Here is a 24,054-nt window from a genome sequence, read left to right on the forward strand (position 1 = left end):
CTGTCGGCCTCAGGCCGACAGGCGGGTGCGGCCCTTGGCGCGACGGGTCGAAAGAATGGCGCGGCCGGCCCGGGTGCGCATGCGCAGCCGGAAGCCGTGGGTCTTCGCGCGCCGGCGGTTGTTCGGCTGGTAGGTGCGCTTGCTCACGTCAGGCTCTCCGTTGTCGGACGCCCGGACACATGGATCGTCCGGGTCGTGGTGGTCCAGGCCGCCGCTGCGGTGGCCCCGATCGGCGCTGCCCGAGTGGCTTGTCACCCCGGCGTTACGGGGCGCGACCATGGGCAGCAAGCACCCATCACCCTAGCAGAGGGCGTAAGAGCAGCCCCTCCACCCTAGGGCGGGGGGCAATCACCGTCAAACCGGCGTAGTCGGGCCTTCACCTGCGGCGACAACCGCCCGAAAGCGGGGGATTTCACTGATGCCGACAACGCGCCAGGCCCGTCGACGGTTGATGATGCGGCGACATCGCTGTTACCGTGCCCGATTGCGGTCAGCGTCTCCAGTTCCGGGATGTCGCCGCCAGGCAAGACCGGACACGGTAGTCAATCGTTCGGCACGGTGAACCCGCTTCAGCCCCCGGCCACGGCAGGGGGCAGGTCCGACCCGCGCCCGGCGGGCGGCCACAATCGGTCGGTACACAGGCTGTGGATAACTTGTGGAGGACGACCGGTTCGGCGTCCGGGTGGGTGAGAGGTCACACCGCTCGGTACCCGGCATCCGGACAGCCGGGAGACGGCGGCGTCCGGGGAGCAGAGGCGAGGGGGTGGCACGACGGTGGCCGGTACGACCGACCTTGCCGCGGTGTGGACGGCGACCACGGACGAGCTCGCCGACGAGATCATCTCCGCGCAGCAGCGGGCGTACCTGCGGCTGACCCGGTTGCGGGCCATCGTCGAGGACACCGTGCTGCTCTCGGTGCCGGACGCGTTCACCCGAGACGTGATCGAGTCCCGGCTGCGCCCGGCCATCACCGAGGCGCTCACCCGACGGCTGGGTCGACCGATCCAGGTCGCCGTGACCGTCCGCGTGCCCGAGGACGGACATCCCACCGGCACCGTCTACCGCAGTGTCCCGGAGTCCGGCATCGGCGTCCCGGACGGCCCAGTCGACTACGACGCTCGCGGACCGGACGGAGGCCCCGCCGGTGACCCCGGTCGGCAACAACTCCCCCTGATCCCGGAACAGCCACAGCCCGGCCGGTTCGACCGGCCCGTGGCGGAGGTGCCACCGGCGGACGGCGGCGGACGTACCGGTCCCGCGATGGTCGACGGCCAGGAGACACTCTTCGGCCACGCCTTCGGTGAGCCGACCCGACAGCACGACCGGCAGCACGACCGGCAGCACGACCGGCCGACCGAGGTGCCCCGACGGCCCGCCGACCGACTCGGCTTCACCGAGCAGACCGGTCGTCTGGACCCGCCGCCGAACGGCCCACGCGGCTTCGCCGGCCGGTACGGCGAGGACCACGGCGTCTCCCCCCGCGACCAGCACGTGATCCGGGCCATGCCGAACGACGGCGGCACCGACAGCGGGCCCGGTCGAGGCAGTCCCGACCACCGCCCGGTCGGACGTGACGACCGCCGGCTGCCGACCGGCGCGGACAGCGGCGGCAACCGGCTCAACCCGAAGTACATGTTCGAGACGTTCGTCATCGGTTCCTCGAACCGGTTCGCGCACGCGGCGAGCGTGGCGGTGGCCGAGTCGCCCGCGAAGGCGTACAACCCGCTGTTCATCTACGGCAGTTCGGGGTTGGGCAAGACCCACCTGCTGCACGCCATCGGGCACTACGCCACCACGCTGGGCAACGCCCGCTCGGTCCGGTACGTCTCGACCGAGGAGTTCACCAACGACTTCATCAACTCGCTGCGGGACGACAAGACCAGTGCGTTCCAGCGCCGCTACCGCGACGTCGACATCCTCCTGATCGACGACATCCAGTTCCTGGAGAACCGCGAGCGCACCCAGGAGGAGTTCTTCCACACGTTCAACACGCTGCACAACGCCAACAAGCAGATCGTGATCACCTCCGACCGCTCGCCGAAGCAGTTGGCGACGCTGGAGGACCGGCTGCGGACCCGGTTCGAGTGGGGCCTGCTCGCCGACATCCAGCCGCCGGACCTGGAGACGCGGATCGCGATCCTGCAGAAGAAGGCGGCCCAGGAGCGGCTGTACGCCCCGCCGGACGTGTTGGAGTTCATCGCCTCCCGGGTCTCGAACTCGATCCGGGAACTGGAGGGTGCCCTGATCCGGGTCACCGCCTTCGCCAGCCTGACCCGGTCGAGCGTGGAGCTGTCGCTGGCCGAGGAGGTCCTGCGGGACTTCATCCCGGACGGTGCCGGCCCGGAGATCACCGCCGACCAGATCATGGTCGCCACCGCCGACTACTTCGGCGTCAGCCTGGAGGACCTGCGCGGGCACTCCCGTTCCCGGGTACTGGTCAACGCCCGCCAGGTGGCCATGTACCTGTGTCGGGAGCTGACCGACCTGTCGCTGCCCCGTATCGGGCAGGCGTTCGGCGGCCGGGACCACACCACCGTCATGCACGCCGACCGCAAGATCCGTCAGCAGATGGCCGAGCGGCGTTCGCTCTACAACCAGATCGCCGAGCTGACCAACCGGATCAAGCAGAACACCTGAGGCGTACGCGCGTCCCACAGCGGTTTCCACGACCCGGCCGGAGCCTCGGCCGGGTCTCTTTTCGGTATCGACCGTGGCCCCTCGACGAGGTGTAGACCACACCCTCGGAGGCGTGTCCGCTCCGGCTCGCGCTCGTTGTCCACAGCTCGTTGTCCACCGCCGGTGGATAACCACGGACGGTCGGCACCCAGTTACCCACAGGCTGTGGAGAAACCCTGGGGACAACCCTGTGGACGCCTGTGGGCGACTGGGGACAACTCGTCGCTCTGTCCACCGACGACGGCCCGCCTGTGGACGCCCTGTTGAAGGTTCTGGGGATGACGGGGTCCGAGGCCGTCTCCGTTGTCCACAGGACTGGGGAGAAAGTCGGTGGATTACCGGTGGACAACCGGTGGACGACGGTGGACAACGCGGTGCACGACGGGGGCCTGTGGACCGACAGGCCGGTTGTACCCCAGGTTCTCCACAGCTAACCCACCGGTGGATAACCACTCTGACCTGCGTCGACGCGAGTTCTCCACAGTTTGCACAGGTGCGATGAAGACGATGGGTTATCTCTTCTAAAAGAACGAAAACCAATCATCACCGTTGGACTTCCTGTGGATCGGGCCGATGCTGCCGGGGGCACCCGTCAGCATCGACTCGATCGCCGGGGTCGGGCGCACAGCCGATACCCTCGCGCCCTAAGGTTCGATGGGTACCCGCACGCCAGGTGGGTCGGCGGGTAGCGGCCGGCATGAGAGAGTTGACGACGTCGACGTCGACGCGGAGGCATTGATGAAGTTCCGAGTGGAGCGCGACGCGCTCGCCGAGGCCGTGGCCTGGACCGCGAAGAGCCTGCCCAACCGGCCGTCCGTACCGGTGCTGGCCGGGGTGCTGCTCCGGGTGACCGAGGGCAGCCTGCAGGTCTCCGGCTTCGACTACGAGGTCTCCAGCCAGGTGACGGTGGAGGTGCAGGGCGACGCCGACGGCGCCGCGTTGGTCTCCGGTCGCCTGCTCGCCGAGATCACCAAGGCACTGCCGGCCAAGCCGGTGGACATCGCCGCGGTCGGGGCCCACCTCGAACTGGTCTGCGGCAGCGCCCGGTTCACCCTGCCCACCATGCCGGTGGAGGACTACCCGACCCTGCCGGAGATGCCGGAGAGCGCCGGCACCGTCGACGCCGCCGCCTTCGCCGCCGCGGTCGCCCAGGTGGCGGTCGCCGCCAGCCGGGACGAGACGCTGCCGATGATGACCGGCGTACGCGTCGAGCTCTCCGGCGGCACGCTGGCCATGCTCGCCACCGACCGCTACCGGCTGGCGTTGCGTGAGATGGAGTGGAACCCGGACGACGCGGACATCAGCATCAACGCGCTGGTGCCGGCGCGGACCCTCAACGACACCGCCAAGACCCTCGGGCCGCTCGGCGGCCACGTCGTCCTCGCCCTCTCCCAGGGCGCTGCCGGCGAAGGCATGATCGGTTTCTCCGGTGGCACCCGGCGGACCACCAGTCGCCTGCTGGACGGCGCGAACTACCCGCCGGTGCGGTCCCTCTTCCCGGCCACCCACAACGCCGACGCCCGGGTGGCCGTCAGCACGCTCATCGAGGTCGTCAAGCGGGTCGCGCTGGTCGCCGAGCGGACCACCCCGGTGCTGCTCAGCTTCAGCACCGACGGGCTGGTCGTCGAGGCCGGCGGCACCGAGGAGGCCCGGGCCAGCGAGGCCATGGAGGCCACCTTCACCGGCGAGCCGCTCACCATCGGCTTCAACCCGCAGTACCTGATCGACGGACTGGCAAACCTCGGGTCCCAGTTCGCCGTGTTGCAGTTCGTCGACGCCTTCAAGCCTGCGGTGATTTCCCCCGCCGGTGAGGATGGCGAGCTCATCCCTGGGTACCGGTACCTCATCATGCCGATCCGCGTGTCCCGCTGATCGGCAGAGCACACCCGAAACCCACGAAAGGTAAGAACCGATGCAGCTCGGCCTGGTAGGACTCGGCCGGATGGGCGGCAACATGCGCGAGCGGTTGCGCGCTGCCGGTCACGAGGTGGTCGGTCTCGACCACAACTTGGAGCTGAGTGACGTCACCAGCCTGGCCGAGCTGGCGGAGAAGTTGGATGCGCCCCGGGCGGTCTGGGTGATGGTGCCCGCCGCCGTCACCGACGCCACGATCGACGAACTGGCCGAGGTCCTCGGCGAGGGCGACCTGATCATCGACGGCGGCAACTCGCGGTTCAGCGACGACGCCCTGCGCGCCGAGCGCCTCAACGAGCGCGGCATCGGCTACGTCGACGTCGGGGTCTCCGGCGGGGTCTGGGGCCGGGAGAACGGCTACGGCCTGATGGTCGGCGGTGCCGAGGAGCACGTCGAGCGGCTGAAGCCGATCTTCGAATCGCTCAAGCCCGAGGGCGAGTTCGGTTTCGTGCACGCCGGCCCGGTCGGCGCCGGCCACTACGCCAAGATGGTGCACAACGGCATCGAGTACGGCCTGATGCACGCCTACGCCGAGGGCTTCGAGCTGATGGCCGCCTCGGAGCTGGTCACCGACGTACCAGGCGTCATCAAGTCCTGGCGCGAGGGCACCGTGGTGCGCTCCTGGCTGCTGGACCTGCTCGACCGGGCGCTGGACGAGGACCCGGAGCTGAACCAGCTCAGCGACTACACCGAGGACACCGGCGAGGGACGCTGGACGGTCGACGAGGCGGTCCGGCTCGCCGTACCCCTCCACGTCATCACCGCGTCGCTCTACGCCCGGTTCGCCTCCCGGCAGGACGAGTCACCGGCGCTGAAGGCCGTCTCCGCACTGCGCCAGCAGTTCGGCGGGCACGCCGTCCGTAAGCGCTGACCGGCGCCCGGCCCCGTGTACGTCCGCCGGATCGAACTGGTCGACTTCCGCTCGTACGAGCGGGTCGGCGTCGACCTCGAACCGGGGCCGAACGTGCTGATCGGCGCCAACGGCGTCGGCAAGACCAACCTGGTCGAGGCGCTCGGTTACGTGGCGACGCTCGACTCGCACCGGGTCGCCACCGACGCGCCGCTGGTGCGTGCCGGTGCCACCGCCGCGGTGATCCGCTGCGCGGTGGTGCACGAGGGCCGGGAACTGCTGGTCGAGCTGGAGATCGTGCCGGGCAAGGCCAACCGGGCCCGGCTCGGCCGTTCACCGGCCCGCCGCGCCCGGGACGTGCTCGGCGCGCTGCGGCTGGTGCTGTTCGCCCCCGAGGATCTCGAACTCGTCCGGGGCGACCCGGCGGAACGCCGCCGCTACCTCGACGACCTGCTGGTGTCGCGCCAGCCCCGGTACGCGGGGGTGCGCGCCGACTACGAGCGGGTCGTCAAGCAACGCAACGCACTGCTGCGGACCGCGTACCTGGCCCGCAAGACCGGTGGCTCGCGGGGAGGTGACCTCTCCACCCTGGCCGTCTGGGACACCCACCTGACCCGGCACGGCGCCGAGCTGCTCGCCGGCCGGCTGGAACTGGTCGCCGCGCTGGCGCCGCACGTGGCCAAGGCGTACGACGCGGTGGCCGCCGGACGCGGCGCGGCGGGCATCGCGTACCGACCGTCGGTGGAACTCGCCGAGCCGACCACCGACCGGGAGGCACTGGCCGAGATCCTGGCCGCCGCGCTCACGGAGTCCCGGTCCGCCGAGATCGAGCGGGGCACCACCCTGGTCGGTCCGCACCGCGACGAACTCGCCCTCACCCTCGGCCCGCTGCCGGTGAAGGGGTACGCCAGCCACGGCGAGTCGTGGTCGTTCGCGCTCGCGCTCCGGCTCGCCGGCTACGACCTGCTGCGCGGCGACGGGATCGAACCGGTCCTGGTGCTCGACGACGTCTTCGCCGAGTTGGACTCCGGACGGCGGGAACGGCTGGCCGGCCTGGTCGACGGTGCCAGCCAGTTGCTGGTGACCTGCGCGGTCGCCGACGACGTACCGCCGGCACTGCGCGGCGTCCGCTTCGAGGTGGCCGAAGGGACGGTGCGTCGTGTCGGATGAACCGGAGCGCCCGCGTCCGGACGCGGCACCTTCCCGCGCCCGAGGGACCGACGACGGCGCCGCAACGCCCCGACGTGCGACCCGGAGCCGGACGACGCGCGGCGCGGCGGGCAAGGCCGCCCCTACGGGCGGCGACGAGGCCGGTGCGTCGCCCTCGAACGACTCCGGCCGATCCGCCACCGACGGTGGCCCGGCGGGCGCGGGAAGCCCGCCGGCCGGTGACGACGGCGCGTCCGGGCCGCAGCTCGCTCGGGCGGTGCTGGACGCGGCGAAGGCCCGTCGGGAGGCCGCCAAGCCGCGCCGACGCGGCGTCGCCGGAGCGGGTACGGGCGAGCGGCGGTTGCGCGGCTACTCCGGCCCGGGGCCCGACCCGCGTGATCCGCAACTGCTCGGCACGGTGCTGGCGCGGCTGGTGAAGGCGCGCGGATGGCAGCAGCCGGCCGCCGAGGCGACCGTCTTCGGTGCCTGGGAGCGGGTAGTCGGGCCGGAGGTGGCCCAGCACAGCCGCCCGGTCAAGCTGGAGAACGGCGAGCTGACCGTGGAGGCCAGGTCCACCGCCTGGGCCACCCAGCTCCGCCTGCTCGCCGGGTCGCTGCTGCAACAGATCGGCCGGGAGGTCGGCCACAACGTGGTGCGCAAGCTGCACATCCACGGCCCGGCCGCGCCATCCTGGTCTCGCGGGCCACGGCGGGTACGCGGCCGTGGCCCCCGGGACACGTACGGCTGACGGAATGCGTGTGGCGTACGCCGCACCCCGGAAGGTGCGGCGTACGCCTGCGCGTCAGGACTGTGCGGCCCGGCGCGGCGCCGCCGACTCGGCGTAGACGGCGAAGCCCCGCTCGGCGCAACGCCGGTAGAAGGCGGCCACCACGCTCAACTCGGCGCAGGTGAAGGTCCACTGCGGGGGTGCGCCGCTCTCGTCCAGCAGGGCGTCCAGTCGGCTGTCCAGCCACCGCAACTGCTGCTCGGCCAGGCGACCGTCGGCGAGCAGCGACCGCAGCACGGTGCCGACCGACTCGAACGTGACCGCCTCGCCGTGCGGCCGGTGCGTGATGACGAAGCGTTCGATGCCGCCCGCGATCCAGGCGCACCCGTCCGGGTCGATGACCGGGTCCTCGTCCTCCGCCGCCGCGTCTGTGGCGTAGAGCACACCGTCGAGTCCGAGGATCAGATCGACCACCTCTGTGTACGCGGTGGCCCGGACCGTACCTGTCTTCGCGATCAGTTCGGCGAGCGCGGCGGTCGGCGCCGAGATCCCCGGTACGTCGACGATCTCGCCGAAGTCGACGAAGTCGGCCGGCGCGACCGGATCGTAGAACTGGCCGGTCCGCGGCCACTGGACCGCGACGTTGTCCAGCCCCATCTTGGTGTCACCTCTCAACGGGCACGGTGGGTCAATCGGGTCGATCGTCCGGTTCCGGCCGTGAAAGATCAAGGCCGGCCCGCCACCTGAAGGGCGGCAACGCCAATGGTGGGCGATACCGGCCAGTAGCACCGTCGGGGCCGCCACCCGGGTCGTGTCGCCGTCACGCGACGGATCCGGCGATCATGCCCTTGCGTGTAGGGGGAGTAGCAGACAGCGCGGTTCGGCCCGCTGCGTTAATCTCAGCCGCCGCGAAGGGGTGCCGAGTGGTGGTTCTGTCGGCCGCGCACAGTAAGATTGGTGTGAGACGAAGACCCGGTGCGGAGCGACGGGTCACGGGTCCGACACGGGCCCGCGATCATTGTCCGACTCGGGTCGAGCCGATCGCGATCCGCGGGCACCCGCGGCGACCGGCGCGTTCGACCCGTAACCCGGAATTGTTCCCGGTGCCGGTCTGCGTGCCGACGTCGCGTCCTGTCCGCCGAACCTGCGCCGGACGTGCCTGACGGCGCGGACGGCGCGAGAAAGTGGCCGAGGGTGGCAGCGCAGGACAATCAGCAGTACGGCGCCGAGTCGATCACCGTCCTCGAAGGTCTGGAGGCGGTCCGTAAGCGGCCCGGTATGTACATCGGGTCCACCGGCGAGCGGGGCCTGCACCACCTGGTGTGGGAGGTCGTCGACAACGCGGTGGACGAGGCGCTGGCCGGTCACTGCGACACGATCGACGTGGTGCTGCTCGCCGACGGAGGCGTACGGGTCACCGACAACGGGCGTGGCTTCCCGGTCGACCTGCACCCCAAACTGAAGAAGCCGGGCGTCGAGGTGGCGCTGACCGTGCTGCACGCCGGCGGCAAGTTCGACGGCAAGGCGTACGCGGTCTCCGGCGGCCTGCACGGCGTCGGCGTCTCGGTCGTCAACGCCCTCTCCACCAAGATGGCGGTGGAGATCCACAAGGACGGCTTCGTCTGGCGTCAGGAGTACCACCACTCCAAGCCCACCACCCTGGAGAAGGGCGAGCCGACCGACACCACCGGCTCGGCGGTCTCCTTCTGGCCCGACCCCGACGTCTTCGAGACGGTCGACTTCGACTTCCAGACCATCTACCGCCGCCTCCAGGAGATGGCCTTCCTGACCCGTGGCCTCAAGATCCATCTGCTCGACGAGCGGGTCGCCGAGGGCGAGGAGGGCAAGCTCCGCGAGGTGACCTTCCAGTACGAGGGCGGCATCGCCGACTTCGTCCGGCACCTCAACGCCTCGAAGAGCCCGATGCACAAGACGGTGATCGAGTTCGGTGCCGAGGAAGAGGGCATGTCGCTCGAGATCGCCATGCAGTGGAACGAGTCGTACGGCGAATCGGTCTACACCTTCGCCAACAACATCAACACCCACGAGGGCGGCACCCACGAGGAGGGCTTCCGGGCCGCGCTGACCAGCGTGGTCAACCGCTACGGCGCGGACAAGAAGCTGCTCAAGGGCGACGAGAAGCTCTCCGGCGAGGACATCCGCGAGGGCCTCGCGGCGATCATCTCGGTCAAGCTGACCAACCCGCAGTTCGAGGGTCAGACCAAGACCAAGCTCGGCAACACGCCGGTGAAGAGCTTCGTCCAGCGGGTCTGCAACGACCGGTTGGTCGACTGGCTGGACCGCAACCCGGCCGAAGCGAAGATCATCATCACCAAGGCGTCCCAGGCCGCCCGCGCCCGGATCGCCGCCCAGCAGGCGCGCAAGCTGGCCCGTCGCAAGTCGTTGCTGGAGTCCGGCTCGATGCCGGGCAAGCTGGCCGACTGCCAGTCGACCGACCCGCGCGAGTCCGAGGTGTTCATCGTCGAGGGTGACTCGGCGGGCGGCTCGGCCAAGCAGGGCCGCGACCCGCGTACCCAGGCGATCCTGCCGATCCGCGGCAAGATCCTCAACGTGGAGAAGGCCCGGATCGACCGGGTGCTCAAGAACAACGAGGTGCAGGCGCTGATCACCGCGCTGGGCACCGGCATCCACGACGACTTCGACATGGAGAAGCTGCGCTACCACAAGGTGGTGCTGATGGCCGACGCCGACGTCGACGGTCAGCACATCCAGACGCTGCTGCTCACTCTCCTGTTCCGCTTCATGCGGCCACTGGTCGAGCTCGGTCACGTCTACCTCGCCGCCCCGCCGCTCTACAAGATCAAGTGGAACAAGAAGGGCGACGACGCGCAGTACGCGTACTCCGACCGGGAGCGCGACGGGCTGATCGCGCTGCGTCAGCAGAAGAAGCCGAACGCCAAGCCGGACGACATCCAGCGGTTCAAGGGCCTCGGCGAGATGAACTACCCGGAGCTGTGGGAGACCACGATGAACCCGGCGACCCGGACGCTGCGTCAGGTCACCCTGGACGACGCCGCCACCGCCGACGAGCTGTTCAGCGTCCTGATGGGTGAGGACGTCGAGGCACGCCGCTCGTTCATCCAGCGCAACGCCAAGGACGTCCGCTTCCTGGACATCTGACGGGCGCGCCTGCCGGGTCGGGACTCCGGTCCGGCAGGCCGGTCCACAGAGTTATCCACAACTTGGCCGCTATCCACAGCAGTTATCCACAGGCACAAAAACGACTCTCAGTCTGATAAGGGTTAACAGTGACCGATTCCCCCGAGTCCACACCGAACGAGCCCGAGGTCCCCGAGGCGCCGGCTGCCGTGGTCGCCCACGACCGCATCGAGCCGGTCGGGCTCGAGGTGGAGATGCAGCGCTCCTACCTCGACTACGCGATGAGCGTCATCGTCGGGCGGGCGCTGCCGGACGTCCGGGACGGGCTCAAGCCGGTCCACCGCAAGATCCTCTACGCCATGTTCGACTCGGGCTACCGACCGGACCGTGGTTACGTCAAGTGTTCGCGCGTCGTCGGCGACGTGATGGGCCAGTTCCACCCGCACGGGGACTCGGCCATCTACGACGCCCTGGTCCGGATGGCCCAGCCCTGGTCGCTGCGCTACCCGCTGGTGGACGGCAACGGCAACTTCGGTTCGCCCGGAAACGACCCTGCTGCGGCTATGCGTTATTGTCTGACCGCAGATGTCCGTATTCGTGCCGCCAGTGGCAGCGTGCGGATCGGTGACGTGGTGCCGGGCGCGGCGTCGAGCAGCGAGAGCGACATCGACCTCAAGGTCCGCGACCGCAACGGCGACCTGGTCCGCGCCTCGGCGTTCTTCCACTCCGGCGAGCACCCGACGCTGCGGCTGCGCACCCGCGAGGGGTACGAGCTGACCGGCACCCACAACCACCCGGTGCTCTGCCTGGTGGACGTGGCCGGCGTGCCGACCCTGCTCTGGAAGCTGCTCGCCGAGATCTCGCAAGGCGACCGGGTGGTCCTTCAGCGCAGCGTGCCGGACGAGATCGGCTACCCGATGCTGGAGCACGTCGAGGCCGCCGTCCTCGCGGGTGCCTTCGTCAGCGAGGGCTGGGTCTCCGAGACCCGCGCGGGCTTCAATAACGTCGACCGCGAGTTCTTCGTCCGCGTCCTGGCGGCGTACGACCTCGCTGTCGGCGGTCGTCGGTACGTCAGCGAGCGGGTGATCGCGTCCGGGAGCGTCCTGCACGAACTCGACATCCAGGACCTTTCCGCGCTCCGGGCCAGCGTCCTCGGCGAGCTGGTTGGTGCGCGCAGTGCGGCGAAGCTCGTGCCGGAGTTCGTCTGGCAGGGGCCAGCGGCAATCAAGCGGGCCTTCCTCCAGGCGCTGTTCGAGGGCGACGGTTCCTCGTCGCTGCTGCCGCGCAACACCATCCAGATCTCGTACTCCACGCGCAGCGAGCGGCTCGCCCGCGAGGTGCAGCAGTTGCTGCTGGAGTTCGGCGTCGTCAGCCGCCAGTGCCGGTACGACAATGGCGAGATCAAGGTCGTGGTGACGAACCGCCGGGACGCGCGGATCTTCGCCGCCCAGGTCGGCTTCCTCGGCCGCAAGCAGGCCAAGCTGGAGTCGGAGTTGGCCTCGGTCCCGGCGAGCAGCACGGCGCTCTCCAGCGACCACGTGCCGCTGGTCGGTGACTTCATCCGAGAGCACGGCGCCAGCCGCTGGACCGAGCGGGACTGGCTGCGCCGGCACAACGTGGACCGGATCGAGCGCTGGGAGCGCGATCGCGACGAGATCGCCGCCCGGATCACCGAGTCCGAGGTGCTCGACGTGGTCGAGCCGTTGGTGGACGGTCGCTTCTACTACGCCGAGGTGGCCGGGGTCACCGACGCGGGTGTGCAGCCGGTCTACAGCATCCGGGTGGACACCGACGACCACTCGTTCGTCTCCGACGGGTTCGTCAGCCACAACACCGAGTGCAAGCTCGACCCGCTCGCCATGGAGATGCTGCGGGACATCGACGAGGACACCGTCGACCTCCAGGACAACTACGACGGCCGGGCCAAGGAGCCCACCATCCTGCCGTCGCGGATCCCGAACCTGCTGATCAACGGCTCCGAGGGCATCGCGGTCGGCATGGCCACGAAGATCCCGCCGCACAACCTGCGGGAGATCGGTGCGGCGGTGCAGTGGTGCCTGGAGAACCCGGAGGCGGACGAGGCCACCACGCTGGAAGCGCTGCTGGAGATCGTCAAGGGTCCGGACTTCCCCACCCACGGTCTGATCGTCGGCCAGTCCGCCATCCAGGACGCGTACCGCACCGGTCGGGGCTCGATCCGGATGCGCGCGGTGGTCGAGGTCGAGGAGGACAAGCGCGGTCGGCCGGCGCTGGTGGTCAGCGAGCTGCCGTACCAGGTGAACCCGGACAACCTGGCCGAGCGGATCGCCGAGCTGATCAAGGAGGGCAAGCTCGGCGGGATCGCCGACATCCGGGACGAGTCCTCCGGGCGTACCGGTATGCGGATCGTGCTGGTGCTCAAGCGCGACGCGGTCGCGAAGGTGGTGCTGAACAACCTCTACAAGCACACCCAGCTCCAGGAGACCTTCGGCGCGAACATGCTGGCGCTGGTCGACGGGGTGCCGCGCACGCTGAACCTGGCGCAGTTCATCCGCTACTACGTCGAGCACCAGATCGAGGTGATCCGGCGACGGACGGCATTCCGGCTGCGCAAGGCCGAGGAGCGGGCGCACATCCTGCGGGGTCTCTCCAAGGCGCTGGACGCCCTGGACGAGGTGATCGCCCTGATCCGGCGTTCGCCCACGGTCGAGGACGCCCGGCAGGGCCTGATCCGGCTGCTGGAGATCGACGAGATCCAGGCGACCGCGATCCTGGACATGCAGCTGCGCCGCCTCGCCGCGCTGGAGCGGCAGCGGATCCTCGATGACCTGGCCAAGCTGGAACTGGAGATCGCCGACCTCAAGGACATCCTGGCCAAGCCGGAGCGGCAGCGGCGGATCGTCTCGGAGGAGCTGGGCGAGATCGTCGCGAAGTGGGGCGACGACCGGCGTACCCAGATCATCCCCTTCGACGGCGAGGTCTCGATGGAGGACCTCATCGCCCGCGAGGACGTGGTGGTCACCATCACCCGCACCGGGTACGCCAAGCGGACGAAGGTGGATCTCTACCGCTCGCAGCGGCGCGGCGGCAAGGGTGTCAGCGGTGCCACGTTGCGGCAGGACGACATCGTCAGCCACTTCTTCGTATGCTCGACGCACGACTGGATGCTGTTCTTCACCAACAAGGGGCGCGTGTACCGGGCCAAGGCGTACGAGCTTCCGGAGGCCAGTAGGGTGGCCAAGGGCCAGCACGTGGCCAACTTGCTGGCGTTCCAACCAGACGAGCAGATCGCACAGATCATCGAGATTCCGAATTACCAGGTGGCGCCCTACCTGGTCCTGGCGACGAAGAACGGCCTGGTGAAGAAGACGCGGCTTGAGGAGTTCGACTCCAACCGGTCCGGCGGCATCATCGCGATCAACCTGCGCGATGAGGACGAGCTGGTCGGTGCTGCGCTGGTCGACCCCGGCGAGGATCTGCTGCTGGTCTCCAAGAACGCCCAGGCCATCCGGTTCAACGCGACGGACGACGCGCTGCGGCCGATGGGCCGGGCCACGTCGGGTGTGATCGGCATGCGCTTCAGCGACGAGGACGAGCTGCTGGCCATGGAGGTGGTCCGCGAGGGGCTGGACGTGCTCGTCGCCACGAACGGGGGATACGCGAAACGTACCCCGATCGAGGAATACCCGGTGCAGGGCCGGGGAGGTAAGGGCGTACTGACTGCGAAGATCACCGAACGGCGCGGTGGTCTGGTCGGTGCCGTCGTGATCGACCCGGACGACGAGCTGTTTGCCATCACCAGCAACGGTGGCGTTATCCGGACTCCGGTGAAGCCTGTACGCCGTACACGCGACCGGAACACAATGGGGGTCAAGCTGATGGACCTCCCGGATGGCGTGACTATCGTGGCGATTGCTCGCAATGCCGACGAGCCTGACGAACAGGACTAGTTGAATGACGGAGACACAGGCGAAGTCGGGGAACGCGGGGACCTCGGCCAACCCGGTCGACGAGGATGCCGCGAAGACCGGCACGCCAGCGACCGGCCGCGCGGCCGTGGGCCGGGCGACCGTTCCCGCCGACGCGCCTGCCCCGAAGTTCACCCGGGCACCCGGTATGGCTCCGCCGCCCGACAAGCCCACAGACGAGAAGGACGCCGAGGCGTCCGGCGACAAGCCGGGTGCCGAGGCCGCCGTCTCCCCGGGCACACCGACAGCTGCCGCCAGCGCCGCCGGCAAGCCGTCGACCCCGACGAAGAGCGGACCTCGCCCGGGTCAGCCCTCGCCGGGCACCACCGGCGTGCTGCCGGCGATGAGTACCGGCACGACAGGTACCCAGCCACGGATCACCGGCCTAGGCCCGAAGCCGGACGCCAACCGTCCGCTCGGTGCGGGTCGCCCGGCTAACGGAGGTGGCCTGCCCCCGGGAGTCGGCTCGTCGGCCGTCGGTGCCGCGCGGGTGGGCGAGGCGGTACGCGCCGCGCGTACCTCGGTCAGTTCGGCCGCGTCGCGCGGACCGCGTCGGGCCCGGCTGAACCTCAAGCGGATCGACCCCTGGTCCGTGATGAAGTTCGCGTTCGCCGTGTCAGTGGTGCTGTTCATCGTCATCGTTGTCGCGACCTCGGTGCTCTACCTCGCGCTGGACGCGATGGGCGTCTTCACCAGCGTGAACGACAGCCTGGGTGACCTGGTCAACGCGGGTGGTGGGCAGGGCACCAGCGGTTTCCAGATCACCGCACGTGGCGTGATCTTCAGTTCGGCGCTGATCGGTCTGGTCAACGTCGTCCTGTTCACCGCGCTGGCCACACTCGGGGCGTTCGTCTACAACGTCTGCGCCGACCTGGTCGGTGGCATCGAGTTGACGCTCGCCGAGCGCGACTGACACCTCGGGAACATCGCCTCCGGGCCGGCCGCTCCTCGCGGCCGGCCCGGTCGCCGTTTCCGGCCCCGACCCGGGGCGTCCGGGGTATCTCGGTGGGCTCACCACCGGCTCTCGGGTAGTTTCGAGGACGACGGTGTCGGGCAGTCCCGAGGGTCCACCCCGATTTGGGGCGGCGTGAGCGGATGGGTTAACCTTGCTCGTCGCTACGCGGGGCTATAGCTCAGTCGGTTAGAGCGCAGAGCTGATAACTCTGAGGTCGCTGGTTCGATTCCAGCTAGCCCCACCGCAATGGTCCGACGGTGCGTCGAGCGTAAGGGGCAGGCCCCATGTTCAAGAAGCTGTTGATCCTGGCCGGCGTCGTCGGTGTGGCCGCCGTGGTGGCCAAGAAGATCAAGGAAGCGAACGACGAGCGCGCGCTCTGGCACGAGGCCACCACCTCCCCGGACCTGCGCTGATCGTCACCGTTCCGATCGGCGGGCGCCTCAGCCCGCGTACGGGGCCCTAGCTCAACTGGCAGAGCACTGCCTTTGCAAGGCAGGGGTTAGGGGTTCGAGTCCCCTGGGCTCCACCAGCACTTTCCTTGGTTGATCTCGGTCCGAGTACAGCCATTCGTACAGCCAAGCCCCTGTAACGAGTCGTCAGGCCCTTCCGGTGGGCGACGAAGAACCCCGGTTGACGCCGACCGCGGTCGACACTTCAACCGGGGGTTCTGTACGCGGCGGTTGTCGGCTGTCAGCACCATGTCTATGGCTGCATGCCGACCAGTTCCGCGCTGCGCTCCCAGAGGGCCTCGCAGCGTTCGACGGAGAGCGTGTGGTCGGGCGTGGTGACCTGTTTGCGGTCCACGAAGAAGCGTCCGTTCACGCCGTCCAGGCCGGGATCGGTCGCGACCCATACCGGGTTGTCGGCTCCCTGGTCGGGTGTCTTCCGCAAGGGGTTGAGGTTCACCATCGTGTCCAGCATCTTGCCCAGTCCGCGCGCGTCACGGGAGAGGCCGGTCTGGGCGATGATCCCGGGGTGGGCTCCGTTGACGGTGATGCCACTGTCCGCCACCCGTCTCGCCAGGCTGTAGACGAACATCGTGTTCATGTTCTTGGTGCGTGCATAGGCGGCGAAGGGGCGAAAGCTGGAGAAGCGACCGAGCGCCCGGGCGTTCTGTGTGTGCAGATCATCCAGGTCCACCGGGTAGGACCTCAGCACGGTGGGGCTTGCGCCGACCACGACGAACCGGGCGGGGCGCTCCTTGACGGACTCGACGAGGGTTCGCATCAGCACGTAGGGCGCCAGGTGGTTGGTGGCCAGGGTGAGTTGGATGCCCTCGTCGGTGCGAGTGCCGATGTCGGCGGTTATTGCGGCGTTGTTGATCACCACACTGGGTGACGTGCTGTCAGCGAGTCGGTCGGCCAGTGTGCGGACCTCCCGGATCAGCGACAGGTCCGCGCTCTCCAGGCGAAGGTCGGCGTCCGGAACCGTCGCCCGGATCCTGTCGGCGGCCTGTCGCAGCGTTGCGTCGCTACGACCGACCATGACCACGCTCATCCCGGCGGCGGCGAGTCGGCGGACGGCGGCCTCTCCAATGCCACGGGTACCTCCGGTGACTATCGCTTGCTTGCCCTCGTACCTCTGTGATCTTCCGCCGTCGGCTCTCTCGGTCATGTGTGTGTCCTTCGCTGTGGCGGGTTGTCTGTGAGGGAGGTGAGCCATTCGCGCAGCAGCGCGACTTCCGTCGCACGCAAGGGCCCCAGGAAATCCGGCGGCAACGCGTCGAGGAGAAGGCGGGCGGGCCGTGACGTGCCTGCGGCGACCTCGTCGCGCGCGTTCTGAGGATGGAACAGTGCGTGGGCGACGGTGTCGCGAACGTTCGTCGAGATCGGGTGCGTGCTGTCGGCCTGTAGGGCGATCAGCTGCAACACCACCCCGATCGCGGCAGCCGACATCGTCTGCGTCGCGACCTCGACGGGGACCTTGAGATAACCGCCCACACCCCATTCGGTGACCTGGCGGGCGAGCTCTTCCTGCGCCACCAACGCCGCGGGAACGGTCTGCTCAGCCTGGGGATTGCCGAACATCAACCGGTAGTGGGCAGGATGCTCGCAGCCAAAGGACACATGCATGTCCCATCCCGCACGGAAGTCATCGAGCACATCACCGCTCCACCCGACGGCATGCTTTCTTGCGAGATAGGCGTTGAAACCCTCCAACACCGCCGCATCCAGCAGCGCGTCCTTGTCCGCGAAATGATGGTAAAGAGTCGGGGCGGTGACGCCCGCCCGCGCGCAGATCTCGCGCGTGGAGATCTGGCCATCTTTCGACGAGGCCAGCAGAAGCTCTGCGGCACGCATCAGCCTCGTGCGGACATCACTCTCGACCGCTCGGGTCGAAGGACTGTCGCTCATGTTATCAACGCTACACGATATCGTCGCAGTTTGGGTAGCAGCGATACCCCGACGCTCGGCGTCGGTGACAGGCTCGAACCGCACCCGCGTGGAACAGCAACGGCGCGACCACCCGATCCCGCAACACGCGGCCCAGCGATAGACGCTCCGCGCACTCCGCCTTGGTCGGCGGTACGGGACCGGGGGCGGTGCCGCTCACTGCGTACGTTGCCGATTTCTCGGGGGGAGTCGGGGCATGTCGGGGCAGGCGTCGGGCGCAGGCTAGCGTCGACGGTGTGAGCACTGGATCTCCGCGCGTCCTGCCCGCCGAGGGTGACCTGACCGAGGCCGCCTCGGTGCTGCGTACCGGCGGATTGGTGGCCTTTCCCACCGAGACCGTCTACGGCCTGGGGGCGAACGCGTTGGACGCGCGGGCGGCGGCCCGGATCTTCGAGGCGAAGGCGCGGCCCAGCTTCGATCCGTTGATCACCCACCTTGCCGACGCCGCTGACCTGGAGGCGCTGGTGGGGGTGGTCCCGGCGGGCGTGGCGGCGTTGGCGGAGCGGTTCTGGCCGGGGCCGTTGACGCTGATCGTGGACCGCCCGGAGGCGATCCCGCCGATCGTCACCTCCGGGTTGGCGACGATGGCGGTGCGGGTGCCGGACAACGAGTACGCGCGCCAGCTGATCGCCACGGCGGGGGTGCCGGTGGCGGCGCCGAGTGCCAACCGGTTCGGGCAGCTCAGTCCGACCCGGGCGGAGCACGTGGTACGCGGACTGGGTGGCGCGGTGGACGTGGTGCTCGACGGTGGGCCGACCCGGTGCGGGATCGAGTCGACGATCGTGGACGCTCGCGGGGACCGTCCGGTGGTGCTGCGTCTGGGCGCGTTGCCGGTCGAGGAGGTGGAGAGGTTCACCGGCCCGGTGACGGTGCGTCAGGGCAGTTCGGGGCAGCCGGTCGCGCCGGGCACGTTGGCCGCGCACTACGCGCCGCGTACGCCGCTGCGTCTGCGGGACGTGGGGGCACCGCCTGCCGAGGACGGGGTTCGGCGTGGCTACCTGGCGTTCCGGGATCGGCCGGCGGGCGGCTGGGCGGCGGTGGAGGTGCTCTCGACCGCCGGTGACCTGACCGAGGCGGCGGCGCGGCTCTTCGAGGCACTGCACCGGTTGGACGCCGCCGGGGTTACCGAGATCGTCGCCGAGCCGGTGCCGGAGCGCGGGGTGGGGCGGGCGGTCAACGACCGACTGCGTCGCGCCGCCGCCACCTGGCATCCCGCCGGCTGACGGTCACGACTCCTGCGGGCCGGAACCGACCCGGGCGGCCCGACCGTCCGCCGACGCCGGGCTCGGTGACGAACCGTCGGACCTAGCGCTATCAGTCTGTGCACCCTCGGCCCGTGCGCCGTCAGCCTTCGCGCCGTCGGTCCGCGCGCCGTCGGCCTCAGCGTGAGAGCTGCCGGCCTGAGCGTGAGCGCCGTCGGCCTGGGGTAGGCGGGCGACCAGCTTGGTGAGGGCGCCGTTGGCGAAGGTGGCGCCGAGTGCGGAGCCGGTCGCGATGGTCCAGCCGACCGGTCCGAGCGGGGTGCACCCGAAGAACTGGCTGACGCCGGGGGTCTGCACCACGACGGCCAGGACGCCGACCGAGGCGGCGGTGGAGGCGAGTACGGACGGGCTGGTGCCACCGGCCAGGACGGTCTGACCGAGTTGGGTGCCGACCAGGGAGACCAGGGCGACGGTGCCGGCGCGCCGGCGGCTGCCGGTGTAGCGGGCCAGCGTCCAGCCGGCGGTCGCGCCGAGGGTGGTGGCGGCGGCACGCAGCCCGATCTCGCGGGTCATGGTCTCGCCGAGGGAGCTGTCGGGGCCCTCGCGGAGCAGACCGTCGGTGTGGTCGCCGTCGCCGGGTGGGCGGACGGCGATGGCCAGGGCGGGTGCCATGTCGGTGAGCAGGTTGACCAGCAGCAGTTGGCGTCCGTTGAGTGCGGCCTGACCGGTGGCGGCGGCGGTCAGCACGCTGAACGCGATCTCGCCGAGGTTGCCGCCGACCAGGATGCTCAGCGCGTGGCGGACCGATGACCACATCGCCCGGCCCTCGACCAGGGTGGCGATGATGGTCTCCAGCCGGTCGTCGGTGACCACCAGGTCGGCGGCGGCGCGGGCCGCCGGGGTGCCCCGTTGGCCGAGGGCGATGCCGACGTCGGCCAGCCGGATGGCGGGTGCGTCGTTGGCGCCGTCGCCGGTCATCGCGACGGTCCGGCCGCACTTCTGCAACGCCTGGATGATCCGCACCTTGTGGGCGGGGGTGCAGCGGGCCACCACGTCGGTGGCGGCGAGCCGGGCGGCGAGGGCGTCGTCGTCGAGGGTGTCGAGTTCGGTGGCGGTGACCACCCGCTGGGCGTCGCCCGCGCTGATGGTGGCGGCGATGGCCTCGGCGGTCGCCGGATGGTCACCGGTGATCATGATGGTGTGCACACCGGCCTGCCGGATCCGGCGCACGGCGGGGGCGGCGCTGTCGCGGACCCCGTCGGCGATCGCCAGGAATCCGGTGAAGACCAGGCCGCGTACGTCGTCGTCGGTGAGGTCGGGGTCGTCGACCACGCATTCGGCGACGGCCAGGATGCGGTGTCCGGCTCCGGCGCGCTCACCGAGCAGGCGGTGCAGGTGGGCCCGGCCCGCGTCGTCGAGCGGTTCGTCGCGGCCGTCGGTGCGGCGGGCGGCACAGCGGGGCAGCACGCTCTCCGGCGCGCCCTTCACGCTGAGCAGCATCCGCCCCTCGGTCTCGCCGACCGTGGCGTGGTAGCCCCGGGACGGCTCGAAGGGAAGGCCGCCGACGGCTCGCCAGCCCGGTGCCGCGTACTGCTCGGGGACGCCGGCGGAGGTGGCACCGCGCAGGACCGCGCGGTCGGTCTGCATGGACAGTTGCTCGGGATCGTCGGCGGCGGGGGTGGCGCGCAGCGCGGTGGCGAGGATCTGCCGGAGCCGGTCGTCGATCTGGTCCGCCGGGGCGTACTCGTCGGCGTCTCCGACGCCCGCGAGCAGCAGGTGGCCCTCGGTGAGGGTGCCGGTCTTGTCGAAGCAGAGGACGTCGACCCGGCCGAGCGCCTCGATGGTGCGCGGGTTGCGGACCAACGCGCCGTGCTCGGCGAGCCGCCGGGCGGCGGCCAGTTGGGCCGCGCTGACCAGGAAGGGCAGTCCTTCCGGCACGGAGGCGACGGCCAGGTTCGCGGCGGTGGCGGCGGTCTGTGCCAGGGGTACGCCGCGCAGCAACCCGGCACCGACGACGGCCACGGCCGACCCGGCGGCCAGCGGGATCGCGGCCCGGGTCAGTCGTCCGAGCCGGGCCTCGACGCCGCTGGCGGGTGGGGCCTGTCGGGCGAGGGCGAGATTGCGCCCGGCCTCGGTGTCGGTGCCGGTGGCGACCACGACGGCGACGCCACGTCCGGCGGCGATGGTGGTGCCCTCGTAGAGCATCGACCGGCGGTCGGCGAGGGCGGCGGCCACCACCGGCTGGTCGGTCTTGGCGACCGGCAGCGACTCACCGGTCAGCGAGGACTCGTCGGTCTCCAGCCCGACGCTGTCCAGCACCCGGCAGTCGGCGGGTACGGCGTCGCCGGATTCGAGCACGATCACGTCGCCCGCCACGAGGTCCTCGGCCGGGATCACCCGGTCCGTGCCGTCGCGGCGGACCCGGGCGGTGACGGCCGCGCGGGACAGCAGCGCGGCCAACGACTTCTCGGTGTTGCGCTGGTGCACGGCGCCGACCAGCGCGGACGCACCGACCACGCCACCGACCAGGGCGGCGTCGACGAGCGAGCCGAAACTGGCGGAGAGGACCGCCCCGGCGGCGAGCACCGGCGTGAGCGGGTTGGCCAGCTCGTCGACGAAGGCCCGCAGCAGCCCGCCGGGACCGGAGGTCTCGCCCGGCCCGGCGGCGCGTCGACGCTCGGCCTCGGTGTCGGTCAGTCCGCCGCGTTCGCTTCCGAGCTGGTCGAGGACGGTCGGCACCGGCATCAGGTGCCAGGCGGTGAGCGCCGGGGCCGTCGACGCGGTGCGGGCGGAGAGTCGGCCGGCGCGCCACATGCCGTGCGCGAAGGCCAGTGCCGCCGCCCCGTTGACCGAGGCGAGGCTGCGGCCGGGCAGCAGCGCGGGGTCGGCGGTGAAGGCCGCGAGTGCGCCGAGCCCGCTGCCGGCCAGCCCGATGCGCATGTTCTGGCTGGTCATCCGGCGGGCCACCCCGGCTGCCTCGATGATCAGTGCGACCGATCGCAGGTCGGTGCCGACCAGCAGGTGTGCTCCCCAGGGCGGGGTGGCTTCCGGGTCGGCGACGCCCAGGCCGCAGTCCGCCGCGGCGAGCGCCGCGCGGTCGCCGGAGACGAGCATCACCACCGCTCCCTCGCGTTGCAGGGTGCGGATCGATTCGGCCAGCCGGTCGCCGCCGGGCAGGAGCGCGTCGGCGGAGGCGTACCGTTCGGTGTCGTCACCGGCCACCACGAGCCGCAGGCCGGCCTGTCGGGTGACGGTGGGCAGGGTGTCGACGCCGGGCGCGGGTTCCGGTTCCACCCGCAGTACGGACGCGAGGGTGTCGCCCTGGGCCAGCCCGAGCAGGGTGCCGCCGCGTTCGCGGAGTCGGCGGCTGTCGTCGGTGTCGCCGGGATCGTGGACGTCGAGGCGGTCGAGCGGGCCGAGTCGCCATCCGTCGAGTCGGCGGACGTCGGTCGGCGCTGTCGGCGTGAACAGGGCGAACGCCCGTGCTGCGACCTGGGAGGTGTCGGCGCCGGGTAGCGGGGCCAGGTCGGCCAGGACGCCCCGGTCGGAGCCGAGCACCCGGGCGTCGAGGACCAGCGTGTCGATCCGGTCGAGTTCGCGCAGCACGCTGCGGTCCATCGCGATGACGCCCCGCCTGGCGAGGATGCGGCCGAGTTGGGCGGCGTACCCCTCGCGACCGCTGCCGGGTGCCTTGGGTAGCGCGGAGAGCCCCAGCGCGGCGGCGCGTTTCGGACCGACGACGGGTGTGGCGGCGGCGAAGGCCGCCGCGCCGGTGCCGAGCATCCGGGTGACGTACCGCTCCGGGGCGCCGTCCGGTTTCGGGCAGGGACGTTCGCCGACGGGCGAGCGGGCCACCGCCCGGTCCGGCTCTCCGGTGAGGCGGGGTTCGGCCTTCTCCCAGGCGTGCAGTTGGGCGAGCCCTTCGCCCCACTGCACGATGCGTTGGGCGCCGTCCAGCACGATGCCCGTCCAGCCGCCGGTGAGGCCCTGCACCACCGCTTCGGCGAGCGGGAAGATGACCTCGGCCCGGGGGTCGCGGCGCAGGCCGAAACCGGCGAGGGCGTGCAGCTTCGGGTGCAGGTCGATGGCACTGAGCAGGCCGGACACCTCGGCGGGCACCGGTGTCACGGGCAGGATCCGGGTGGCCGCGGAGATGGTCAGGCCGAGCGCGTCGGAGGCGAGCGCCCCGAGGGTACGGGCGGTACGCGGTCCTTCCTCGGGCGGGTGCGGGGGCGGGATCTCCGGGTCGGGCTCGTGCGGGCAGGTGCGTTCGACGCGGGAGACGGCGGCGATCAGGTGGCGTACCTTCGGCCCCGGTGTGTCGACGGCGACGACCACCCGTCCGGAGGGGGCGTTGACCCGGGCCCAGAGCACGCCGGGCATCCGCTCCAGGGCCGCCTCGACCTGCCGGGCCAGCGTGTCGCCGCCGTCCTGGCAGACGCCGTGCACCTCGATGTGGTGGCGTCCCGGCCGGGACCACACCCGACGGCTGGACAGCCCGACGGCCCGGGCCAGCCGGGTGGCGGCGGCACCGACGCTACGTGAGGCGTCGCCCACCAGCGGCGGTACGGACACGGGTCGCCGCATCTAGCCTCCTACCGGTCGGGCCCGGCGGCCTGGCTTCCCGGCGGGGCGTCCCTTATGCCCGTCGGGGCGGGGAAGTTTCTCGGCTCGGCGGGCATGGACGGCCTCGACGGTGGAATCCGGGGTGCGCGTCGTCGTCCACGGGGAGGCCGAGATGAGTGCGTTGACACGAGAACTCAGCGGGACGGAGGAGACGCTGCGGGCGTTCACCCACCGGGTGGAGATCCCGTGGCTCGGCATGGTGGCCGTACCACCGCCGGACAAGCTCGCCTACTACGCGGGAATCGGGGTGCTCACCGCGCTCCAGGTGATCGAGTGGCCGCTGGCGCTGGTGATCACCGCCGGGCACCTGCTCGCTGATCAGCACCTGTCAGGGCTGGCGAAGGGCATCGGGGAGGCACTGGAGTCGGCCTGACGGTTAGCGGCGTCACCCTTGACCTGAACCTGGGTCTAGGTCGCATGCTCACCGACATGCCCATCGTGTCGCTCCGGCGTTCCGTCGGTGTCCCGGCCTGCCATGAGGACGTCCGGTGACCG

The 24,054-nt window shown here is 70.5% G+C and carries 16 protein-coding genes and 2 tRNA genes; 13 read left to right on the top strand and 5 right to left on the bottom strand.

Annotated elements, in window-relative coordinates; translation table 11 throughout:
• Nucleotides 1-9: 9 nt before the first annotated feature.
• On the bottom strand, nt 10-147 hold the full coding sequence (gene rpmH, locus ABZ738_RS17515) for a 50S ribosomal protein L34 (RefSeq protein WP_067300964.1): 138 nt from the start codon (nt 145-147) through the stop codon (nt 10-12).
• A 627-nt stretch (nt 148-774) separates the two neighbouring features.
• Here rpmH and dnaA point away from each other — a divergent pair.
• The 5 genes from dnaA to ABZ738_RS17540 all read left to right on the top strand — a co-directional run bounded on the left by dnaA (nt 775) and on the right by ABZ738_RS17540 (nt 7,337).
• Nucleotides 775-2,637: a chromosomal replication initiator protein DnaA gene (dnaA, locus tag ABZ738_RS17520; protein WP_357214371.1), complete on the top strand. Its 1,863-nt coding sequence runs from the start codon at nt 775-777 to the stop codon at nt 2,635-2,637.
• 777 nt (nt 2,638-3,414) lie between these two features.
• On the top strand, nt 3,415-4,548 hold the full coding sequence (dnaN, locus tag ABZ738_RS17525) for a DNA polymerase III subunit beta (RefSeq protein ID WP_131054417.1): 1,134 nt from the start codon (nt 3,415-3,417) through the stop codon (nt 4,546-4,548).
• 40 nt (nt 4,549-4,588) lie between these two features.
• Nucleotides 4,589-5,461: a phosphogluconate dehydrogenase (NAD(+)-dependent, decarboxylating) gene (gene gnd, locus ABZ738_RS17530; protein WP_131054418.1), complete on the top strand. Its 873-nt coding sequence runs from the start codon at nt 4,589-4,591 to the stop codon at nt 5,459-5,461.
• 15 nt (nt 5,462-5,476) lie between these two features.
• Nucleotides 5,477-6,610 (top strand): DNA replication/repair protein RecF, encoded by a 1,134-nt coding sequence (recF, locus tag ABZ738_RS17535; protein WP_131054419.1) that lies wholly within the window; start codon nt 5,477-5,479, stop codon nt 6,608-6,610.
• Nucleotides 6,600-7,337 (top strand): DciA family protein, encoded by a 738-nt coding sequence (locus ABZ738_RS17540; RefSeq protein ID WP_357214375.1) that lies wholly within the window; start codon nt 6,600-6,602, stop codon nt 7,335-7,337. Before recF ends, ABZ738_RS17540 begins: the two co-directional genes overlap by 11 nt.
• Nucleotides 7,338-7,391: 54 nt before the next feature.
• Here the strand turns inward: ABZ738_RS17540 and ABZ738_RS17545 are convergent, their stop codons facing one another.
• A complete protein-coding gene (locus ABZ738_RS17545) occupies nt 7,392-7,973 on the bottom strand; it encodes a hypothetical protein (protein ID WP_131053425.1) in 582 nt (193 codons plus the stop codon).
• Nucleotides 7,974-8,510: 537 nt separating this feature from the next.
• Here ABZ738_RS17545 and gyrB point away from each other — a divergent pair.
• From gyrB to ABZ738_RS17575, 6 genes are all read left to right on the top strand, one after another.
• The gene (gene gyrB / locus ABZ738_RS17550) at nt 8,511-10,457 is read left to right on the top strand and encodes a DNA topoisomerase (ATP-hydrolyzing) subunit B (protein ID WP_131053424.1); all 1,947 of its coding nucleotides are present in this window, start codon (nt 8,511-8,513) and stop codon (nt 10,455-10,457) included.
• 188 nt (nt 10,458-10,645) lie between these two features.
• Complete coding sequence (gyrA, locus tag ABZ738_RS17555) at nt 10,646-14,365, top strand: intein-containing DNA gyrase subunit A (protein WP_357214744.1); 3,720 nt, start codon at nt 10,646-10,648, stop codon at nt 14,363-14,365.
• A 4-nt stretch (nt 14,366-14,369) separates the two neighbouring features.
• Nucleotides 14,370-15,296, top strand: a complete 927-nt coding sequence (locus ABZ738_RS17560; protein ID WP_131053422.1) for a DUF3566 domain-containing protein — start codon at nt 14,370-14,372, stop codon at nt 15,294-15,296.
• A gap of 209 nt (nt 15,297-15,505) precedes the next feature.
• A tRNA-Ile gene (locus ABZ738_RS17565) sits at nt 15,506-15,579 on the top strand.
• 43 nt (nt 15,580-15,622) lie between these two features.
• Nucleotides 15,623-15,751, top strand: coding sequence for a DLW-39 family protein (locus tag ABZ738_RS17570; protein WP_217705935.1), 129 nt, complete (start codon nt 15,623-15,625; stop codon nt 15,749-15,751).
• Nucleotides 15,752-15,791: 40 nt separating this feature from the next.
• Nucleotides 15,792-15,867: transfer RNA gene (locus tag ABZ738_RS17575), tRNA-Ala, on the top strand.
• A gap of 173 nt (nt 15,868-16,040) precedes the next feature.
• Here the strand turns inward: ABZ738_RS17575 and ABZ738_RS17580 are convergent.
• On the bottom strand, nt 16,041-16,952 hold the full coding sequence (locus ABZ738_RS17580; protein ID WP_176092182.1) for an SDR family NAD(P)-dependent oxidoreductase: 912 nt from the start codon (nt 16,950-16,952) through the stop codon (nt 16,041-16,043).
• Nucleotides 16,949-17,692 carry a TetR/AcrR family transcriptional regulator gene (locus tag ABZ738_RS17585; RefSeq protein WP_176092183.1) on the bottom strand — a complete coding sequence of 248 codons (744 nt, stop codon included), beginning with the start codon at nt 17,690-17,692 and terminating at the stop codon, nt 16,949-16,951. Before ABZ738_RS17585 ends, ABZ738_RS17580 begins: the two co-directional genes overlap by 4 nt.
• A 299-nt stretch (nt 17,693-17,991) precedes the next feature.
• Between ABZ738_RS17585 and ABZ738_RS17590 the strand changes: the two genes are divergently transcribed.
• Entirely contained in the window at nt 17,992-18,954 is a 963-nt protein-coding gene (locus ABZ738_RS17590; protein ID WP_357214747.1) for an L-threonylcarbamoyladenylate synthase, read from the top strand.
• A gap of 3 nt (nt 18,955-18,957) precedes the next feature.
• On the opposite strand, the gene ABZ738_RS17595 is transcribed toward ABZ738_RS17590, so the two are convergent.
• Nucleotides 18,958-23,520: an HAD-IC family P-type ATPase gene (locus ABZ738_RS17595; protein WP_357214382.1), complete on the bottom strand. Its 4,563-nt coding sequence runs from the start codon at nt 23,518-23,520 to the stop codon at nt 18,958-18,960.
• Between the two features lie 151 nt (nt 23,521-23,671).
• Between ABZ738_RS17595 and ABZ738_RS17600 the strand changes: the two genes are divergently transcribed.
• Nucleotides 23,672-23,932 carry a hypothetical protein gene (locus tag ABZ738_RS17600; protein ID WP_131052530.1) on the top strand — a complete coding sequence of 87 codons (261 nt, stop codon included), beginning with the start codon at nt 23,672-23,674 and terminating at the stop codon, nt 23,930-23,932.
• The last annotated feature ends 122 nt before the right edge of the window (nt 23,933-24,054 follow it).

Origin of the sequence: Micromonospora sp. NPDC047793 (genome assembly GCF_040642635.1) — a bacterium.
Lineage (GTDB): Bacteria > Actinomycetota > Actinomycetes > Mycobacteriales > Micromonosporaceae > Micromonospora.

Excerpts from the sequence above, each read along its gene's own strand:
- dnaN (WP_131054417.1), top strand. The coding sequence starts at position 3,415 with ATGAAGTTCCGAGTGGAGCGCGACGCGCTCGCCGAGGCCGTGGCCTGG.
- gnd (WP_131054418.1), top strand. The coding sequence starts at position 4,589 with ATGCAGCTCGGCCTGGTAGGACTCGGCCGGATGGGCGGCAACATGCGC.
- ABZ738_RS17545 (WP_131053425.1), bottom strand. The coding sequence starts at position 7,973 with ATGGGGCTGGACAACGTCGCGGTCCAGTGGCCGCGGACCGGCCAGTTC.
- ABZ738_RS17560 (WP_131053422.1), top strand. The coding sequence starts at position 14,370 with ATGACGGAGACACAGGCGAAGTCGGGGAACGCGGGGACCTCGGCCAAC.
- ABZ738_RS17570 (WP_217705935.1), top strand. The coding sequence starts at position 15,623 with ATGTTCAAGAAGCTGTTGATCCTGGCCGGCGTCGTCGGTGTGGCCGCC.
- ABZ738_RS17580 (WP_176092182.1), bottom strand. The coding sequence starts at position 16,952 with ATGACCGAGAGAGCCGACGGCGGAAGATCACAGAGGTACGAGGGCAAG.
- ABZ738_RS17585 (WP_176092183.1), bottom strand. The coding sequence starts at position 17,692 with ATGAGCGACAGTCCTTCGACCCGAGCGGTCGAGAGTGATGTCCGCACG.
- ABZ738_RS17595 (WP_357214382.1), bottom strand. The coding sequence starts at position 23,520 with ATGCGGCGACCCGTGTCCGTACCGCCGCTGGTGGGCGACGCCTCACGT.
- ABZ738_RS17600 (WP_131052530.1), top strand. The coding sequence starts at position 23,672 with ATGAGTGCGTTGACACGAGAACTCAGCGGGACGGAGGAGACGCTGCGG.